This window comes from Pseudomonas sp. R15(2017) (assembly GCF_002112685.1).
GTDB lineage: Bacteria > Pseudomonadota > Gammaproteobacteria > Pseudomonadales > Pseudomonadaceae > Aquipseudomonas > Aquipseudomonas glycinae.
Map to the genome: position 1 here is coordinate 45,260 of NZ_NEII01000009.1, position 15,371 is coordinate 60,630.

The 15,371-nt window shown below is 61.6% G+C and carries 14 protein-coding genes; 9 read left to right on the top strand and 5 right to left on the bottom strand.

From position 1 onward, the window contains the following. The first annotated feature begins 289 nt into the window (after positions 1–289). A complete protein-coding gene (locus CAF77_RS18825; protein WP_011335256.1) occupies positions 290–844 on the top strand; it encodes an RNA polymerase factor sigma-70 in 555 nt (184 codons plus the stop codon). Positions 845–916: 72 nt separating this feature from the next. On the opposite strand, the gene CAF77_RS18830 is transcribed toward CAF77_RS18825, so the two are convergent. The 3 genes from CAF77_RS18830 to CAF77_RS18840 all read right to left on the bottom strand — a co-directional run bounded on the left by CAF77_RS18830 (position 917) and on the right by CAF77_RS18840 (position 3,529). Beyond that, positions 917–1,930 carry a GNAT family N-acetyltransferase gene (locus tag CAF77_RS18830; protein WP_064378576.1) on the bottom strand — a complete coding sequence of 338 codons (1,014 nt, stop codon included), beginning with the start codon at positions 1,928–1,930 and terminating at the stop codon, positions 917–919. Positions 1,931–2,017: 87 nt separating this feature from the next. Beyond that, positions 2,018–2,815, bottom strand: coding sequence for an ABC transporter substrate-binding protein (locus CAF77_RS18835; RefSeq protein ID WP_064384020.1), 798 nt, complete (start codon positions 2,813–2,815; stop codon positions 2,018–2,020). A 90-nt stretch (positions 2,816–2,905) separates the two neighbouring features. Continuing rightward, positions 2,906–3,529 carry a TetR/AcrR family transcriptional regulator gene (locus CAF77_RS18840; RefSeq protein ID WP_064378577.1) on the bottom strand — a complete coding sequence of 208 codons (624 nt, stop codon included), beginning with the start codon at positions 3,527–3,529 and terminating at the stop codon, positions 2,906–2,908. 194 nt (positions 3,530–3,723) lie between these two features. Between CAF77_RS18840 and CAF77_RS18845 the strand changes: the two genes are divergently transcribed. The 8 genes from CAF77_RS18845 (at position 3,724) to CAF77_RS18880 (ending at position 13,045) form a co-directional block, all read left to right on the top strand. Next, the gene (locus CAF77_RS18845) at positions 3,724–5,514 is read left to right on the top strand and encodes an acyclic terpene utilization AtuA family protein (protein ID WP_064378578.1); all 1,791 of its coding nucleotides are present in this window, start codon (positions 3,724–3,726) and stop codon (positions 5,512–5,514) included. 12 nt (positions 5,515–5,526) lie between these two features. Then, on the top strand, positions 5,527–6,396 hold the full coding sequence (locus tag CAF77_RS18850; RefSeq protein WP_064378579.1) for an SDR family oxidoreductase: 870 nt from the start codon (positions 5,527–5,529) through the stop codon (positions 6,394–6,396). Positions 6,397–6,399: 3 nt separating this feature from the next. Further along, entirely contained in the window at positions 6,400–8,016 is a 1,617-nt protein-coding gene (gene atuC / locus CAF77_RS18855; RefSeq protein WP_064378580.1) for a geranyl-CoA carboxylase subunit beta, read from the top strand. A gap of 29 nt (positions 8,017–8,045) precedes the next feature. Further along, positions 8,046–9,203 (top strand): citronellyl-CoA dehydrogenase, encoded by a 1,158-nt coding sequence (gene atuD / locus CAF77_RS18860; RefSeq protein ID WP_007908685.1) that lies wholly within the window; start codon positions 8,046–8,048, stop codon positions 9,201–9,203. Next, the gene (locus CAF77_RS18865) at positions 9,200–9,997 is read left to right on the top strand and encodes an enoyl-CoA hydratase/isomerase family protein (RefSeq protein WP_064378581.1); all 798 of its coding nucleotides are present in this window, start codon (positions 9,200–9,202) and stop codon (positions 9,995–9,997) included. Before atuD ends, CAF77_RS18865 begins: the two co-directional genes overlap by 4 nt. A gap of 117 nt (positions 9,998–10,114) precedes the next feature. Next, positions 10,115–12,076 carry an acetyl/propionyl/methylcrotonyl-CoA carboxylase subunit alpha gene (locus tag CAF77_RS18870; protein ID WP_064383250.1) on the top strand — a complete coding sequence of 654 codons (1,962 nt, stop codon included), beginning with the start codon at positions 10,115–10,117 and terminating at the stop codon, positions 12,074–12,076. A 69-nt stretch (positions 12,077–12,145) separates the two neighbouring features. Beyond that, positions 12,146–12,688: an exonuclease domain-containing protein gene (locus CAF77_RS18875; protein ID WP_064383252.1), complete on the top strand. Its 543-nt coding sequence runs from the start codon at positions 12,146–12,148 to the stop codon at positions 12,686–12,688. Positions 12,689–12,760: 72 nt separating this feature from the next. Next, a complete protein-coding gene (locus CAF77_RS18880; protein WP_007940055.1) occupies positions 12,761–13,045 on the top strand; it encodes a pyrimidine/purine nucleoside phosphorylase in 285 nt (94 codons plus the stop codon). A gap of 71 nt (positions 13,046–13,116) precedes the next feature. On the opposite strand, the gene CAF77_RS18885 is transcribed toward CAF77_RS18880, so the two are convergent. Continuing rightward, complete coding sequence (locus CAF77_RS18885; protein ID WP_064383254.1) at positions 13,117–13,923, bottom strand: MOSC domain-containing protein; 807 nt, start codon at positions 13,921–13,923, stop codon at positions 13,117–13,119. A gap of 90 nt (positions 13,924–14,013) precedes the next feature. Further along, entirely contained in the window at positions 14,014–14,949 is a 936-nt protein-coding gene (locus CAF77_RS18890; RefSeq protein WP_003226705.1) for a chemotaxis protein CheV, read from the bottom strand. Between the last annotated feature and the right edge of the window lie 422 nt (positions 14,950–15,371).

Below are 15,371 nucleotides of genomic sequence, written 5' to 3' on the forward strand. Positions count from 1 at the left end.
CGTGCAAGGCATTGGAATGCGGTAGGTCCGGAGCTGCGTACCCGGATCCATTCACCAATGAGAACGGATGACGTCTTGAAATAATTAGTCGGCAGGCTGGATCGCCAACGGGGCTGGGCGCTTGGGCGAGTGCGGCGGCGTGTCGCAGTTCTCAGTTCGCACTGTTATGGATCATTAGTTCTCTTTCTCAATTGACAATCATTATCATTCAACATAATTTGTCGCTCGATGTGTAGGACGACCCCGCCCCCAGGCGTCCCACTAACCTATTGGCAGCAAGGTGATTTCCATGACGGAACAAGTATCCACAAGCAGGTGCGATTCACCGCTACTTCAGGCATTCGTCGACAATCGACTGATTCTGGTCAAGATTGCAGCCCGCATCACCGGCTGCCGGTCACGCGCCGAAGACGTGGTGCAGGATGCGTTCTTCCGACTGCAATCGGCACCGCCGATCACGTCGTCGATCAAGGCCCAGCTGAGTTATCTGTTCCAGATCGTGCGTAACCTGGCGATCGATCACTACCGCAAACAGGCGCTGGAGCAAAAGTACGCCGGCCCCGAGGAGGAAGGGTTGAACGTGGTCATTCAGGGCGCTTCGCCGGAAACCTCGCACATCAACTTCTCGACTCTGGAACACATCGCCGATGCGCTGACCGAGCTGCCGGTCCGCACTCGCTATGCGTTCGAGATGTACCGCCTGCACGGCGTGCCGCAGAAGGACATCGCCAAGGAACTCGGCGTTTCGCCGACCTTGGTCAACTTCATGATTCGCGACGCGCTGGTGCACTGCCGCAAGGTGTCGAGCAGTCGCGCCGATGCAGTGACCGCAAACCGTCGCTGACAAAAATCGGCCGCAAAAAAAGATCGCAGCCTTCGTCGAAGGGCTGCGATCTTTTTTGTTGTCAGCGAAATGTCACACCAGCGTGCACCGGTCGAAGAACCGCTCGCGCCCAAGGATCATCAGCGCCGCACGCTTGTGCGGGAAGTCGAATTCCTTCTCGCAGTGGAAGCACTGGTTGTGCATGTGGCCGATCATCCTCGCGTTGTCGGCACGGGGTTCGGCGACTACCCGCTGCGTGCGCGGATCATCCAGAAACAGGTAGTGCACCAGCGCCGACAGCCAACTCGCCACCTTGTGCGGGCCGCGATGATTTTCTTCCCCGACCAGCATGTGAATGCCGCGATCGTAATTGTCGGCATCGTAGAACGGCGCGATGCGATCTTCCTTGGCCCAGTAGGCTTCGAAATAGGCAAACGGCTGATCATCGAAACAACCGATCAGGGTCAGCGTGTGCGGATCGGCGTCGAGTTTGCTCAGGTACTCGCGATGCTGTTCGAGGCTGCCCTCTTCCTGCCAGAAACTGGCGACTCGCGGGCTGTTCTGCCAGCGATTGAAACGCGCCAGATCCTGCTCGATCTCCACCGTTCGCAGGGAAATCCAGGCACCGAGGCGCGCATCGAAGCGCCGATAAACCTCACCGCGCGGTTTGACCGGGCGCAACGGATGGCGCTTGCCGTTGCTGATGACCATCTGCTGCGGATAACTGCCGGTCAGCGAGGCCCCCAGCCACGGTTGCGGCAGTTGCCAGAACAGCGTGCGCTCGCAGCGATATTCGCCTGCCACTTCAGTGCTCACCAGCAAGCCGCTGAGCAAGGCTTCGGTCGGCGCCTGATCCAGTTGCCAGATCAATTGCTGACGCGCCGGATCCCGGGCAAACAGCCAATAACAGGCCGCCCACAGCGCCTGGCCTGGCGGCAGCGCGTAGCGTTCATCGATCTGGATCGGCCCCTGACCTTCACGATCAAGGCGCAGGCGAATCAGCGGTTGCCCGTCCAGGCTCAGGCTCAGACGGCTTTCGGTGGCATCGGCTACCAGTTGGCTGCCCGAAGGCAGGGCCAGGGCAGTCAGGTCATTCAGATTGGACATGGGTCGGGCTCACGATAATCGTCGACAGTTCAACGATGGGACGTGAGCCGGGGCGAAAAATTTAGGCCGCTCGACAAAAACCGCCGGTCATTGATGCGCTACCGGCACCACCGCGATCTTGTACGGATCGAAGATCTTCAACATCTGCCCGTTGTCGCGCAGCCCTTGCAGCAGTTTGCCGAACGCTTCGCCGGTGATCGGTGCCTTCGGACTAAGAATCGCGTAATGGTGATAGATCTGATCGATACGCTGGGACACCAGCAATTCGTCACGCACCTTTTCGTTGCGCAGCAGGTAATCGAACAGGTACGAGCGGGTCACCAAGGCAATGTCTGCGCGTCCGCGCAAGACCATCAGCAGGTTGCTGTCGTGGGAATAGGTCAGCGTGGCGCTGTAGGTTTCTGCGAGGTACTTGGGATCGGCGTTGAAATTGGCGAATTCGTAGTGATAACCGCTGTACAGCGCCAGCCGTTTGCCCTTGAGATCGGCGAAGTAATTCTGCTGGCGTCCGGGTTTGTTCTGCGCGACGAAAATCTCGGCGTCCTCAAGACCCATGTCGACGGTGGTGTGGGGGATGTCTTTCCAGCCCCACTCCGGGTTTTCGAAGATCGCCATGTCGGTGCGGCCATCCTTGAAATCACCGAACCGGCGAGGAATCGAGGTGGGTACCAGTTCAAAACGATAGTCGCTCTGGGCGCTGTTCAACGCGGCGACCAGCTCCGGCAGCAGGCCGGTGTCGGCGCCGTTTTCCGGGCGAATGGTGTAGGGCGGAAAATGCGCTGCGCCCACCCGAACCACCTGCGCCGCCGGAGCAGGCAATACCCATAAAGCAGCCAGCGCTGCGAGCATCAGCCCGGCGGCCGTCCGAATTGGCGAAGACTTCAAAACACCCCACTCCCCGAAAAAGTACCGATCATGCATTCAAGCTAGGCGGTTTCGCCAAGTTAGCCAGTTTCCCGGCCCGATAGAAAGCGCCTAGCGCTCTTCGAGCACCAGAATCAGCGCCTCTTCGGCCAGTTGATCCAGACTCAGACTGCCGCCGGCACGGAACCAGGTGGTGGTCCAGGACAGCGCGCCCGTGAGAAAACGTCGGGTAATGAACACGTCGCCACGGATGAACCCCTCCTCCTTGGCCTCGCCCAGCACTTGCAGCCAGAGGTCTTCGTAGATGTCCCGCAGCGCCAGCACCTTGGCCTGGCCGTCTTCGGACAGCGAGCGCCATTCATACACCAGCACCGCCATCGCCTCGCCGCTGCCGCCCATGATCGACTGCAATTCGCAGCGGATCAGCGCCAGCACCCGCTCACGCACATCGGCGGCATCGGCAAGGGCTGCGCGCATCAGCGCGGTGTTGTAGCGGATGGTTTCCTCCATCACTGCCCGCAGGATTTCATCCTTGCTCTTGAAGTGATGAAAGATGCTGCCGGACTGAATCCCCACGGCACCGGCCAGATCGCGCACCGTGGTGCGCTCGTAGCCCTTGTTGCGGAACAGGTGGGCCGCCACTTGCAGCAGTTTGCCGCGAGCGCTGTCCGGATCGGTCAGCTGGCCGGCATCGACCAGTTCACGCATGACCCTCAGGGCTTTTTGCTCATCCACCCATTGTCTCCTACAGTCGATCATTCAAGTGTGCCGTACGCCGCAGAAACGGCGGGGTTGCGCGGGCAATTTAAGCCGCCACCCGCGACCAAGCAAGCGCTTGGGCAGAAGAAAATTCCAGGTGTTTACAAACCAAGCGCTTGCTTGGTAGCCTCGATGCACTTCTGTCACAGGTTGCTGAGTCGGAGATCAAAATGCCCACCACGGTTCGCATCGGATGCGCCAGCGCATTCTGGGGAGACACCTCGACCGCCGCCGCGCAGCTCGTGGCCGCAGGACAGCTGGATTATCTGGTCTTCGACTACCTGGCCGAAATCACAATGTCGATCATGGCCGGCGCGCGCATGAAGGACCCGCAGGCGGGATTTGCCGGGGATTTCATCGAAGTCCTCACGCCCCTGCTGCCGCAACTGGCCGAACAGAACATTCGCGTCATCAGCAATGCCGGCGGGGTCAACCCAAAGGCCTGCGCCGCCGCGCTGCAAGCGGCCTGCGACAAGGCTGGCGTAGCACTGAAAATTGCAGTGCTGTCGGGCGATGACCTGCAACCCCAGTTCAAACACCTCGCCTCCCAAGGCATTACGGAAATGTTCAGCGGCGCCCCGCTGCCGCCGATGTGCGTGTCGACCAACGCTTACCTCGGCGCGCCGGGCATCGTCGAAGCCCTGCGCCTGGGTGCCGACATCGTGATCACCGGCCGGGTGGTCGACAGCGCGGTGGTCAGCGCCGCGCTGGTGCATGAATTCGGCTGGTCGTGGCATGACTACGACAAACTCGCGCAAGCCGCCCTGGCCGGGCACATCATCGAATGTGGCGCGCAATGCACCGGCGGTAATTTCACCGACTGGCGCGACGTGCCGGACTACGAGCACATTGGCTTTCCGATCGTCGAAGTCAACGCCGACGGCCAGTTCATCGTCAGCAAACCCGAAGGCTCCGGCGGGCTGGTCACGCCGCTGACTGTCGGCGAGCAGATGCTCTACGAAATCGGTGATCCGCAGGCTTATCTGTTGCCCGATGTGGTCTGCGATTTCAGCCAGGTCAAACTTCAGCAACAAGGCAAAAACGCCGTCCGGGTCCACGGCGCCAAAGGCCTGCCGCCCAGCGACCAATACAAGGTCAGCGCCACGTATCCGGATGGTTTCCGCTGCACCGCCAGTTGCCTGATTGCCGGCATCGATGCCGTGGAAAAAGCCCGGCGCGTCAGTCGGGCGATCCTCGACAAGACTTCGGAAATGCTCGAACAAAAAGGCTTGGGACCGTACACCGAAACCGATGTCGAACTGCTCGGCAGCGAAGCCACCTACGGCCCTCACGGCCAGCGTCGGGACAGCCGCGAAGTGGTGATCAAACTCGCCGTGCGCCACCCGAACAAACAGGCGCTGATCCTGTTTTCCCGGGAGATCGCCCAGGCCGCGACCGGCATGGCGCCGGGCCTGACCGGCATCGTCGGGGGGCGGCCGACGGTGTATCCGCTGATCCGGCTGTTCTCGTTCCTGATCGACAAAAGCGCCTGCACCTTGCAGATCGACATCGCCGGCGAATCTCACCCGTTCACCCTGCCCGCCCCCGCCACCCTCGACAGCCAGGATCTGCCCCTGCCCCACGAAACACCCAAACCCCAAGGCCGCGCCGACGCGAGTGTGCCGCTGGTGAAACTGGCCGTGGCGCGCTCCGGTGACAAGGGCAATCACAGCAACATCGGCGTCTTGCCGCGCCGCCCGGAATACCTGCCGTGGATCGCCGAGGCGCTGACCCCGGCGGTGGTCGTCGACTGGATGAACCATGTCCTCGACCCGATTCACGGCCGGGTCGAACGCTGGTATCTGCCCGGCACCCACAGCCTCAACTTCCTGCTGGAAAACGCCCTGGGTGGCGGCGGCGTGGCAAGCCTGCGCATCGACCCGCAAGGCAAGGCCTTCGCCCAACAACTACTGGAAATCCAGATCCCGGTGCCGCAGAGCATCGCCGAACAGTTCGACTAGAGGATTGGCACCATGGCGTTCGAATCGATTTTCAGGGCTGATCTGTTCAGCGGCCAGACCGTCATCGTCACCGGCGGCGGCAGTGGCATCGGGCGTTGCACCGCCCATGAACTGGCAGCGCTCGGGGCCAACGTGGTGCTGGTCGGGCGCAAACCGGAAAAGCTGCAAACCGTCGCCGCCGAAATTGCCGAGGACGGCGGTCGGGCGCACTGGCAGGCCTGCGATATCCGTGACGAAGAAGCGGTGAAGGCGCTGGTCAGCGAACTGATCCGTGAACACGGGCCGATCCACGGACTGGTCAACAATGCCGGCGGGCAGTACCCGTCGCCCCTGGCCTCGATCAATCAGAAAGGCTTCGAAACCGTACTGCGCACCAATCTGGTCGGCGGCTTCCTGATGGCCCGGGAAGTGTTCAATCAATCGATGAGCAAACACGGCGGCAACATCGTCAACATGCTCGCCGACATGTGGGGCGGCATGCCCGGCATGGGCCACTCCGGCGCCGCACGGTCGGGCATGGACAACTTCACCAAAACAGCGGCGTTCGAATGGGGTTATGCCGGGGTTCGGGTGAATGCGGTGGCGCCGGGCTGGATCGCTTCCAGCGGCATGGACACCTACGAAGGCGCCTTCAAAGCCGTGATCCCGACCCTGCGCGAACACGTGCCGCTCAAGCGCATCGGCACCGAATCAGAGGTCAGCGCGGCGATCGTGTTTCTGCTCAGCCCGGCTGCCGCGTTCATCAGCGGCAGCACCTTGCGCATCGACGGCGCGGCCAGCCTGGGCAGTCGCGCCTGGCCGCTGCACAAGGCGACCCACAGCGAATCCTTCAACGGTTTTCACCGGGCCTACATGCCAGACGTTTTGAAGGACAAGGAGTAAGCCATGCCGCAGATCCAGTCCCAACTCGACCCGCACAGCGAAGCCTTCGCCCGCAATCGCGCAGCGATGCTCGCGGCTATCGAGCAAGTCCAGCAACTCGAACAGAACCTGCTGCACAAGGCTGCCGAAGCCAAACCGAAATTCGACAAACGCGGACAACTGTTGCCCCGTGAACGTCTGAATCTGTTGCTCGACCCCGGCGCGCCATTCCTCGAACTGGCGAGCCTGGCCGGCTACAAACTGCACGACGACAAGGACGGCAGCTCGGCCGGTGGCGGCTTGATTGCAGGCATCGGTTACGTGTCCGGCGTGCGCGCCTTGATCGTGGCGAACAACAGCGCGATCAAGGGCGGAACGATTTCCCCGTCGGGCCTGAAAAAGTCCTTGCGTCTGCAACAGATCGCCCAGGAAAACAAACTGCCGGTCATCACCCTCGCCGAAAGCGGCGGCGCCAACCTCAACTACGCGGCAGAAATTTTCGTCGAAGGCGCGCGCAGTTTTGCCAATCAGGCGCGAATGTCGGCCATGGGTTTGCCGCAGATCACTGTGGTGCACGGCTCGGCCACCGCGGGCGGCGCGTATCAGCCGGGGCTGTCGGATTACGTGGTGGTGGTGCGCGGCAAGGCCAAGCTGTTTCTCGCCGGTCCCCCATTGCTTAAAGCGGCGACCGGTGAAGTCGCCAGCGACGAAGAACTGGGCGGTGCCGAGATGCACGCGCAAGTCGCCGGCACCGCGGAATACCTGGCGGAAAACGACGCCGACGGCGTGCGTCAGGTGCGGGAAATCGTCAGCCTGCTGAACTGGAACGAGCAACTGCCGTGGCTGCCCGAGCCGCAATTCAAGGAGCCGCTGTACCCCATCGACGAACTGCTCGGGCTGATCCCGGACGACCCGAAAAAACCCTACGACGTGCGCGAAATCATTGCGCGGATCGCCGATGAGTCGCGCTTCCTGGAGTTCAAGGGCGAGTTCGATCAACAGACCGTTTGCGGCCACCTGAAAATCCAGGGCCGCGCCTGCGGTTTCATCGGCAACAACGGCCCGATCACGCCCAACGGCGCGAGCAAGGCAGCGCAGTTCATTCAACTCTGCGACCAGAGCCAGACACCGCTGCTGTTCTTCCACAACACCACCGGGTTCATGGTCGGCACCGAATCGGAACAGCACGGCGTGATCAAGCACGGCTCGAAACTGATCCAGGCCGTGGCCAATGCGCGGGTGCCGAAACTGACGATTGTGGTCGGCGGCTCCTACGGCGCAGGCAACTACGCGATGTGCGGACGCGGGCTCGATCCACGCTTCATCTTTGCCTGGCCCAACAGCCGCACCGCCGTGATGGGCGGCGCCCAGGCCGGCAAGGTGTTGCGCATCGTCACCGAAGCCAAACAGCTCAAGGACGGCCTGGTGCCGGACCCGAAAATGCTCGACATGCTGGAGCAGGTCACCGCGCAGAAACTCGACAGCCAGTCCACTGCCCTCTACGGCAGCGCCAACCTGTGGGATGACGGGCTGATCGATCCGCGCGACACCCGCACCCTGCTCGGCTACCTGCTGGACATCTGCCACGAAGCCGACATCCGCACGTTGCAACCCAACAGCTTCGGCGTCAGCCGGTTCTGATCGCCTCGGATCAAAGGAGAACAACAACAATGATCTTCACCCCGGAACACGAAGCTCTGCGCCGCACCGTCCGCCAGTTCGTCGAGCACGAGATCAACCCCCATGTCGATGAATGGGAAAAGGCCGGGCGCTTTCCGATCCACGAGATTTTCCGCAAGGCCGGCGACCTCGGTCTGCTGGGGATTTCCAAGCCGGAAAAATTCGGCGGCATGGGCCTGGATTACAGCTATTCGATCGTCGCGGCCGAAGAGTTCGGCACCATCCATTGCGGCGGCATTCCGATGTCGATCGGTGTGCAGACCGACATGTGCACCCCGGCCCTCGCCCGCTTCGGTTCCGATGAGTTGCGCGAAGAGTTTCTGCGTCCAGCCATCACTGGCGAGCAGGTCGGCTGCATCGGTGTCTCGGAAGTGGGCGCCGGTTCCGATGTCGCCGGTCTCAAGACCACCGCGCGCAAGGACGGCGACGACTATGTGATCAACGGCAGCAAGATGTGGATCACCAACTCGCCGAGCGCCGACTTCATCTGCCTGCTGGCCAACACCTCGGACGACAAGCCGCACATCAACAAATCGCTGATCATGGTGCCGATGAACACGCCGGGCATCAGCCTCAGTTCGCACCTGGACAAGCTCGGCATGCGCAGCTCGGAAACCGCCCAGGTGTTTTTCGACAACGTGCGCGTGCCCCAGCGCAATCGCATCGGCCATGAGGGCGCCGGGTTCATGATGCAGATGCTGCAGTTTCAGGAGGAACGCCTGTTCGGCGCGGCGAACATGATCAAAGGCCTGGAATACTGCGTCGACAGCACCATCGAGTACTGCAAGGAACGCAAGACCTTCGGCAATGCGCTGATCGACAATCAGGTGATCCACTTCCGCCTCGCCGAATTGCAGACCGAAATCGAATGCCTGCGGGCGTTGGTCTATCAGGCCACCGAGCAATACGTCAAAGGCCAGGACGTCACCCGACTGGCCTCGATGGCCAAGCTCAAGGCCGGACGTCTCGGTCGGGAAGTCAGCGACAGTTGCCTGCAATACTGGGGCGGCATGGGCTTCATGTGGGACAACCCGGTGGCCCGCGCCTACCGCGACGTGCGGCTGGTATCGATTGGCGGTGGCGCCGATGAAATCATGCTGGGGATCATCTGCAAACTGATGGGCATTCTGCCGGGGAAAAAGAAATGAGCGCCCTGCCCGATTGCCAGACGCTGCTGCTGGAACGGCACAACGGCGTGTTGCACATCACCCTCAATCGCCCGGAAAGCCGCAACGCCATGAGCCTGCAAATGGTCGCCGAGTTGCGCGCCGTGCTGGCCAGCGTGCGCGATGACCGCAGCGTTCGCGCACTGGTGCTCAGCGGTGCCGGCGGGCATTTCTGTGCCGGCGGCGACATCAAGGACATGGCTAACGCCCGCGCCCAGGGCAGCGATGCCTATCGCGAATTGAACCGAGCGTTCGGGTCGTTGCTGGAAGAAGCACAGCACGCGCCGCAAGTGCTGATCACGGTGTTGCAGGGCGCGGTGCTCGGGGGCGGCTTCGGGCTGGCCTGTGTCAGCGATATCGCCATCGCCGATCATCAGGCGCAATTCGGTTTGCCGGAAACCAGCCTCGGCCTGCTACCGGCGCAGATCGCGCCGTTTGTGGTGCAGCGCATCGGCCTGACCGAGACCCGACGCCTGGCCCTGACCGCCGCCCGTTTCGACGGCCATCAGGCCCGGCGCCTGGGACTGGTGCATTTTGTCGAGCAGGATCCACAGGCGCTCGCCGAGCGACTGGATGAAGTGCTCGACCATGTCCTGTGCTGCGCCCCCGAAGCGAATGCCGTGACGAAAAAATTGCTGCTGGCCAGCGCCGGCCAGCCGTCGAGTGAACTGCTGGACGAAGCCGCGCAGTGGTTCAGCGCAGCGGTGACCGGTGCCGAAGGCATCGAAGGCACGATGGCGTTTGTGCAAAAACGCAAACCGAGGTGGGCCCCTTAGAAGCATCGCGGGCAAGCCCGCTCCCACAGTTTTTGTGAGCACCACTGAATCCTGTGGGAGCGGGCTTGCCCGCGATGAGGCCCTTCAATCCACCGCCAACATTCAGGAAAAACCACCATGCCCGTCATCCATAAAATCCTGATCGCCAACCGCGGTGAAATCGCCTGCCGCATCCAGCGCACCGCGCAGGCCCTCGGTTATCGCACGGTCGCGGTTTTCAGCGACGCGGACGCCGATGCACTGCACGTGCAGATGGCCGATCAAGCGGTGAACATCGGCCCGGCGCCGGTGCAGCAGTCCTACCTGAACATCCCGGCCATCCTCGACGCCGCCCGCCGCAGCGGCGCCGACGCGATCCATCCCGGCTACGGTTTTCTCTCGGAAAATGCCGAATTCGCCCGTGCCTGCAAACAGGCCGGCCTGACCTTCATCGGCCCCAGCGTCGAAGCCATCGAACTGATGGGCAGCAAACGCCAATCGAAAATCGCCATGCTCGCCGCCGGTGTGCCATGTATCGCCGGCTATCAAGGTGCCGAGCAGGACGACGCAACCCTGACACGCGAAGCTGAACGCATCGGTTATCCATTGATGATCAAGGCCAGCGCCGGCGGTGGCGGGCGCGGCATGCGGCTGGTGCACAGCGCCGAAGAATTGCCGGCGCAATTGCGCACGGCGCGCTCCGAAGCCTTGAACGGTTTCGGCAGCGATGAACTGATCCTCGAACAGGCGCTGATCGAGCCGCGCCATGTCGAAGTGCAGCTGTTCGGCGATCACCACGGCAACCTGATCTACCTCGGTGAGCGCGACTGTTCGATTCAGCGCCGCCATCAGAAAGTCATCGAAGAAGCGCCCTGCCCGGTGATGACCGCAGAATTGCGCCAGGCGATGGGCGAAGCGGCACTCAAGGCCGGGCGTGCGGTGAACTACGTAGGTGCCGGCACCGTGGAGTTTTTGCTTGATACCGATGGCCGGTTCTACTTTCTGGAAATGAACACCCGGTTGCAGGTCGAGCACCCGGTGACTGAACTGATTACCGGGCTGGATCTGGTGGCATGGCAACTGTCGGTCGCCGAAGGTCAGCCGCTGCCGCTGACCCAGGCGCAGGTGAAACTCGATGGCCACGCCATGGAAGTGCGCCTCTACGCCGAAGATCCGGCCCAGGGTTTTCTTCCGCAGACCGGGCGTGTCGAAGCCTGGGCGCCGGCACTGGATCGCGGTTCACGGATTGATCACGGCCTGATCGAAGGGCAGTCGATCTCACCGTTCTACGACCCGATGCTCGGCAAACTGATCGCCCACGGCGCTACCCGTGAAGAGGCTCGGCGCAAACTGCTGTGCGCGGTGCAGGACAGCGTTTTGCTGGGCGTGCAAAGCAATCAGCGGTTGCTCGCCTGCCTGTTGCAGCATCCGCAATTCATCAGCGGCGAGTTCGGTACTGGCTTCATCCCTCAACATTTCGCCGATCACGATTGCCTGCACGCCTATTCGCCCAGTGCCGAAGAACTGGCCATCGCGGCGCTGCTGTTTTACCAGGCCGCCGCCCAGCAACACCGCGCCCCGTTGTCCGGATGGCGCAACAACGCCGGTGCGCCGTTGCTCTATCGCATCGGTCTCGACGCCTGCGACTGGAACGTGCAACTGCGCGCCAGCCCGGACAACACGTTTGAAGTGCAGGTTGCGGAACGCGTTATCGAACTCAAACTGATCGAGCACACCGCCGGGGCCGTGACGCTGGAGGTCGATGGCCTGCGCCAGCGCCACGCTTATCGCCTGTGTGATGAGCAGCTCTGGCTGTTCACCCACCCCGGCAGCCTGCACCTGGTGGATCGAACTCATGCGGTGATCGACAGTCAGACCAGCGTCAGTTCCGGCACGTTGAAAGCCCCGATGGATGGCGCCATCATCGATGTGCTCGTCAGCGAAGGCAGCCCGGTCAGCAAGGGCCAGCTGCTGGTGGTGCTGGAGGCGATGAAAATGGAGCACCCGCTCAAGGCCGGCATCGACGGCGTGCTCAAGCGGGTGCAGGTCAAGGTCGGCGATCAGGTGAAAAATCGTCAGGTTCTGTTGCAGGTCGAGTAGTCGCCGCGCGCATTCGCAAGGTTTGGCTACGCTCTGAATAATCAGGACGCGGAAATCAGGAACCCTGCGATGCCCCATTGGCTGGTCATAGATCTGGAAGCCACCACCGATGAGGGTGGCTGGCCGGTTACGGAGATGGAGATCATCGAGATCGGCGCGACCCTGGTGGATCGCGCGGGTCGCGAGCAGGATCACTTTCAGCGCTTCGTCAAACCGACGCGGCGCCCCTTGTTGACGCCGTTTTGCCGCGAACTCACGCACATCACCCAGGCCAACATCGACGCAGCGCAGCCGTTGAGTGAAGTGTGGCCGGCGTTCGAACGCTGGCTCGGTCAGCACCAGACACGCCTTGAAGGCTGGGCCAGCTGGGGCGATTACGATCGCAAGCAGTTGCTTCAGGAATGGCAGCGACTGCAACTCGACAGCGCCCTGAGCCGGGTGCCGCACATGAATCTGAAACAGCGCTTTGCCAAGGCCCGACGCCTCGAACGGCCGCTGGGCCTCAATGGCGCGTTGCAACTGGCGGGCATGCAGTTCAACGGTCAACAGCACCGGGCGCTGGAAGATGCGCGCAATACCGCCCGATTATTGCCGTTGGTGCTGCCGCTCTAGCGCAGGTGACGGCGCCAGAAGCCTTGTGCATACTGGCCGACCTTTTTAAGCCCTTTTCGAGAGGAATCGCCCATGTTTAAAGTCAACGAGTACTTCGACGGCACCGTCAAGTCGATCGCTTTTGGCACTGCTGAAGGCCCTGCGACCATCGGCGTCATGGCCCCGGGCGAATACGAATTCGGCACCAGCCAGCGTGAAATCATGCACGTGGTTTCGGGCGCACTGACCGTCAAACTGCCGGACAGCAGCGACTGGGAAACTTTCGCTGCCGGTAGCCAGTTCAACGTGCCAGCCAACAGCAAGTTCCAGCTGAAAGTCGCCGTCGACACCGCCTACCTGTGCGAATACCGCGGCTGAAACCACGGTTTCCTGCGGTCATGAAAAATGCCCGTGTCCAAGGACACGGGCATTTTTCGTTTCAGGAGCGGTTATTCGAGGATTTCCACCGGCATGCCGATTTCAAGCCGGCCATTGCTGTCATTGACCAGGTTCTGGCCAAACATCGCGCCGTCGGCCTGGGCGCGGGTCTTCTGTAAGGTTGCCAGCGGCTCGCGGTCAGCGCTGCGCTCACCGGTCTGCGGATCGATCGTGGTGAGAATGCACCGCGAGCAGGACTTGACCACGCGGAACTCGACATCGCCGATCCGAATCCGCTTCCAGCCATCCTCGGCGTAAGCATCACTGCCTTCGATCACCAGATTCGGCCGGAACCGCAGCATTTCCAGAGGGCGCCCGACTTCCTGCGACAGGTGTTGCAGTGATGCCTCACCAATCAGCAACAGTGGAAAGCCGTCGGCGAACGCCACTTGATCGTCGTCGTTGCCGTACCCGGCCTGAGTCGTACGAGCGCGTTCAAGCGGCACTTGCACCAGGCGCGTCGGTTTGCCGATGAAATCGCTGACCCAACGGGCCGCCTCTTCACCGGCATCCGGTACGCGCAAGGTATCGCGCCAGATGGTCACGCCACGCAGGTCGTCGTCGCTGCCAGGCAAGGCGACATCGATTGCCGAGTGCCCCGGCGCGCTGAGCGTCAGGCCACCGCTGGCGTTCCACAGCGCCGAGAGCTGGCTCATTTTCGCTTCGGCACGCTGGGTCAGGAACCGTCCGCTGGCCTCGTCCACCAGCATCCAGCGTCGGTCGCCCTCAAGCCCCAGTTTGTCCAGGCCGATCCCTTGCAGGACCTCGCCCTTGGCGGATTTCAACGGGTAACGATAAAGCGCGCTCAGACGCAGCATGGCCAGCTCCCTGGTGGGTCAAAAACGCCACCCTATACGAGCTTTGTCAGCGAATCAAAGGCTGACGCGAGGTCAGCCTCGACAGGTTGATCAGGCCGGTACTTCGTCGAGCATCAGACGCTGGCGCACCACGTCGACCAATTTGTCCGGCTGGAACTTGGAGAGGAAATTGTCGCACCCGACCTTCTTCACCATCGAATCGTTGAAGCTGCCGGACAGCGAAGTGTGCAGCACCACATACAGGCCACGCAGGCGCGGGTCGTTGCGGATTTCGGTGGTCAGGCGATAGCCGTCCATCTCCGGCATTTCGGCGTCGGTGAACACCATCAGCAGTTTGTCGGTCATGTTCACCCCGGTGTCCGCCCAGGCCTTGAGCATGTTCAGGGCTTTAAGGCCGTCGCTGGCGATGTGCATCTTCACGCCCAACTGGCCGAGGGTGTCGCGCAATTGCGAGAGCGCCACGTTGGAGTCGTCCACCAGCAACACTTCGCGGCCACGGGCGCGTTCCAGCACCGGATCGTCCAGTTTGTCGCGGGAGACCTTGGCGTTGTACGGCACGATTTCGGCGAGGACTTTCTCGACGTCGATGATTTCCACCAGTTGATCGTCGACCTTACTGATGGCTGTCAGGTAATGCTGGCGACCGGCACTGGTCGGTGGCGGCAGAATGGCTTCCCAGTTCATGTTGACGATGCGATCCACGCCACCGACGAGGAACGCCTGCACCGAACGGTTGTACTCGGTAACGATGATCGTGCTGTTCGGGCCCGGCACCAGCGGGCGCATGCCGATCGCCTGGGACAGGTCGATCACTGGCAGCGTCTGGCCACGCAGGTTGACCACACCGCAGACAAACGGGTGACGCTGGGGCATCAGGGTCAGCTTCGGCAGTTGCAGGACTTCCTGAACCTTGAACACGTTGATCGCGAACAATTGGCGTCCGGCCAGTCGAAACATGAGAATTTCCAGGCGATTCTCACCCACCAGTTGCGTGCGTTGGTCTACCGTGTCGAGAATGCCGGCCATCAATGACTCCTGGGCTTGTTCTGATGAATTCACTATTGGGGGTTATCGGCTGAATCTGGCGGATCTTGATCCCGTCACAAATCACCAACAAAATGCCATGCACAAGCATTGATGTCACATTAACATCATGCTTTACTGGCTCGGTGAAATCATCTGCTACATTCTCTTCGGCGCGACCCCGATTTGCGCCACAGGTTCCCGTGCCTAAGGGAATCCCCTAGTGACAATCAGGCCCAACCTGATGTTCGCGATATCCAATAGCCATTAATGTGACGCCATTCTCATTGCATGAACGGAGTCAGGCTATTGTGTGCGATCGCAGTTCAGTGGAAACACATCCTCTTGAAACCCCAGGTCTGTGCCAATGCACACCGGGGCGCGGTCTCGCGACGGTTCACGATCGTCGACACACACGGCATTCC

Excerpts from the sequence above, each read along its gene's own strand:
- CAF77_RS18825 (WP_011335256.1), top strand. The coding sequence starts at position 290 with ATGACGGAACAAGTATCCACAAGCAGGTGCGATTCACCGCTACTTCAG.
- CAF77_RS18830 (WP_064378576.1), bottom strand. The coding sequence starts at position 1,930 with ATGTCCAATCTGAATGACCTGACTGCCCTGGCCCTGCCTTCGGGCAGC.
- CAF77_RS18845 (WP_064378578.1), top strand. The coding sequence starts at position 3,724 with ATGCCCACCACGGTTCGCATCGGATGCGCCAGCGCATTCTGGGGAGAC.
- CAF77_RS18850 (WP_064378579.1), top strand. The coding sequence starts at position 5,527 with ATGGCGTTCGAATCGATTTTCAGGGCTGATCTGTTCAGCGGCCAGACC.
- atuC (WP_064378580.1), top strand. The coding sequence starts at position 6,400 with ATGCCGCAGATCCAGTCCCAACTCGACCCGCACAGCGAAGCCTTCGCC.
- atuD (WP_007908685.1), top strand. The coding sequence starts at position 8,046 with ATGATCTTCACCCCGGAACACGAAGCTCTGCGCCGCACCGTCCGCCAG.
- CAF77_RS18865 (WP_064378581.1), top strand. The coding sequence starts at position 9,200 with ATGAGCGCCCTGCCCGATTGCCAGACGCTGCTGCTGGAACGGCACAAC.
- CAF77_RS18870 (WP_064383250.1), top strand. The coding sequence starts at position 10,115 with ATGCCCGTCATCCATAAAATCCTGATCGCCAACCGCGGTGAAATCGCC.
- CAF77_RS18875 (WP_064383252.1), top strand. The coding sequence starts at position 12,146 with ATGCCCCATTGGCTGGTCATAGATCTGGAAGCCACCACCGATGAGGGT.
- CAF77_RS18880 (WP_007940055.1), top strand. The coding sequence starts at position 12,761 with ATGTTTAAAGTCAACGAGTACTTCGACGGCACCGTCAAGTCGATCGCT.
- CAF77_RS18885 (WP_064383254.1), bottom strand. The coding sequence starts at position 13,923 with ATGCTGCGTCTGAGCGCGCTTTATCGTTACCCGTTGAAATCCGCCAAG.
- CAF77_RS18890 (WP_003226705.1), bottom strand. The coding sequence starts at position 14,949 with ATGGCCGGCATTCTCGACACGGTAGACCAACGCACGCAACTGGTGGGT.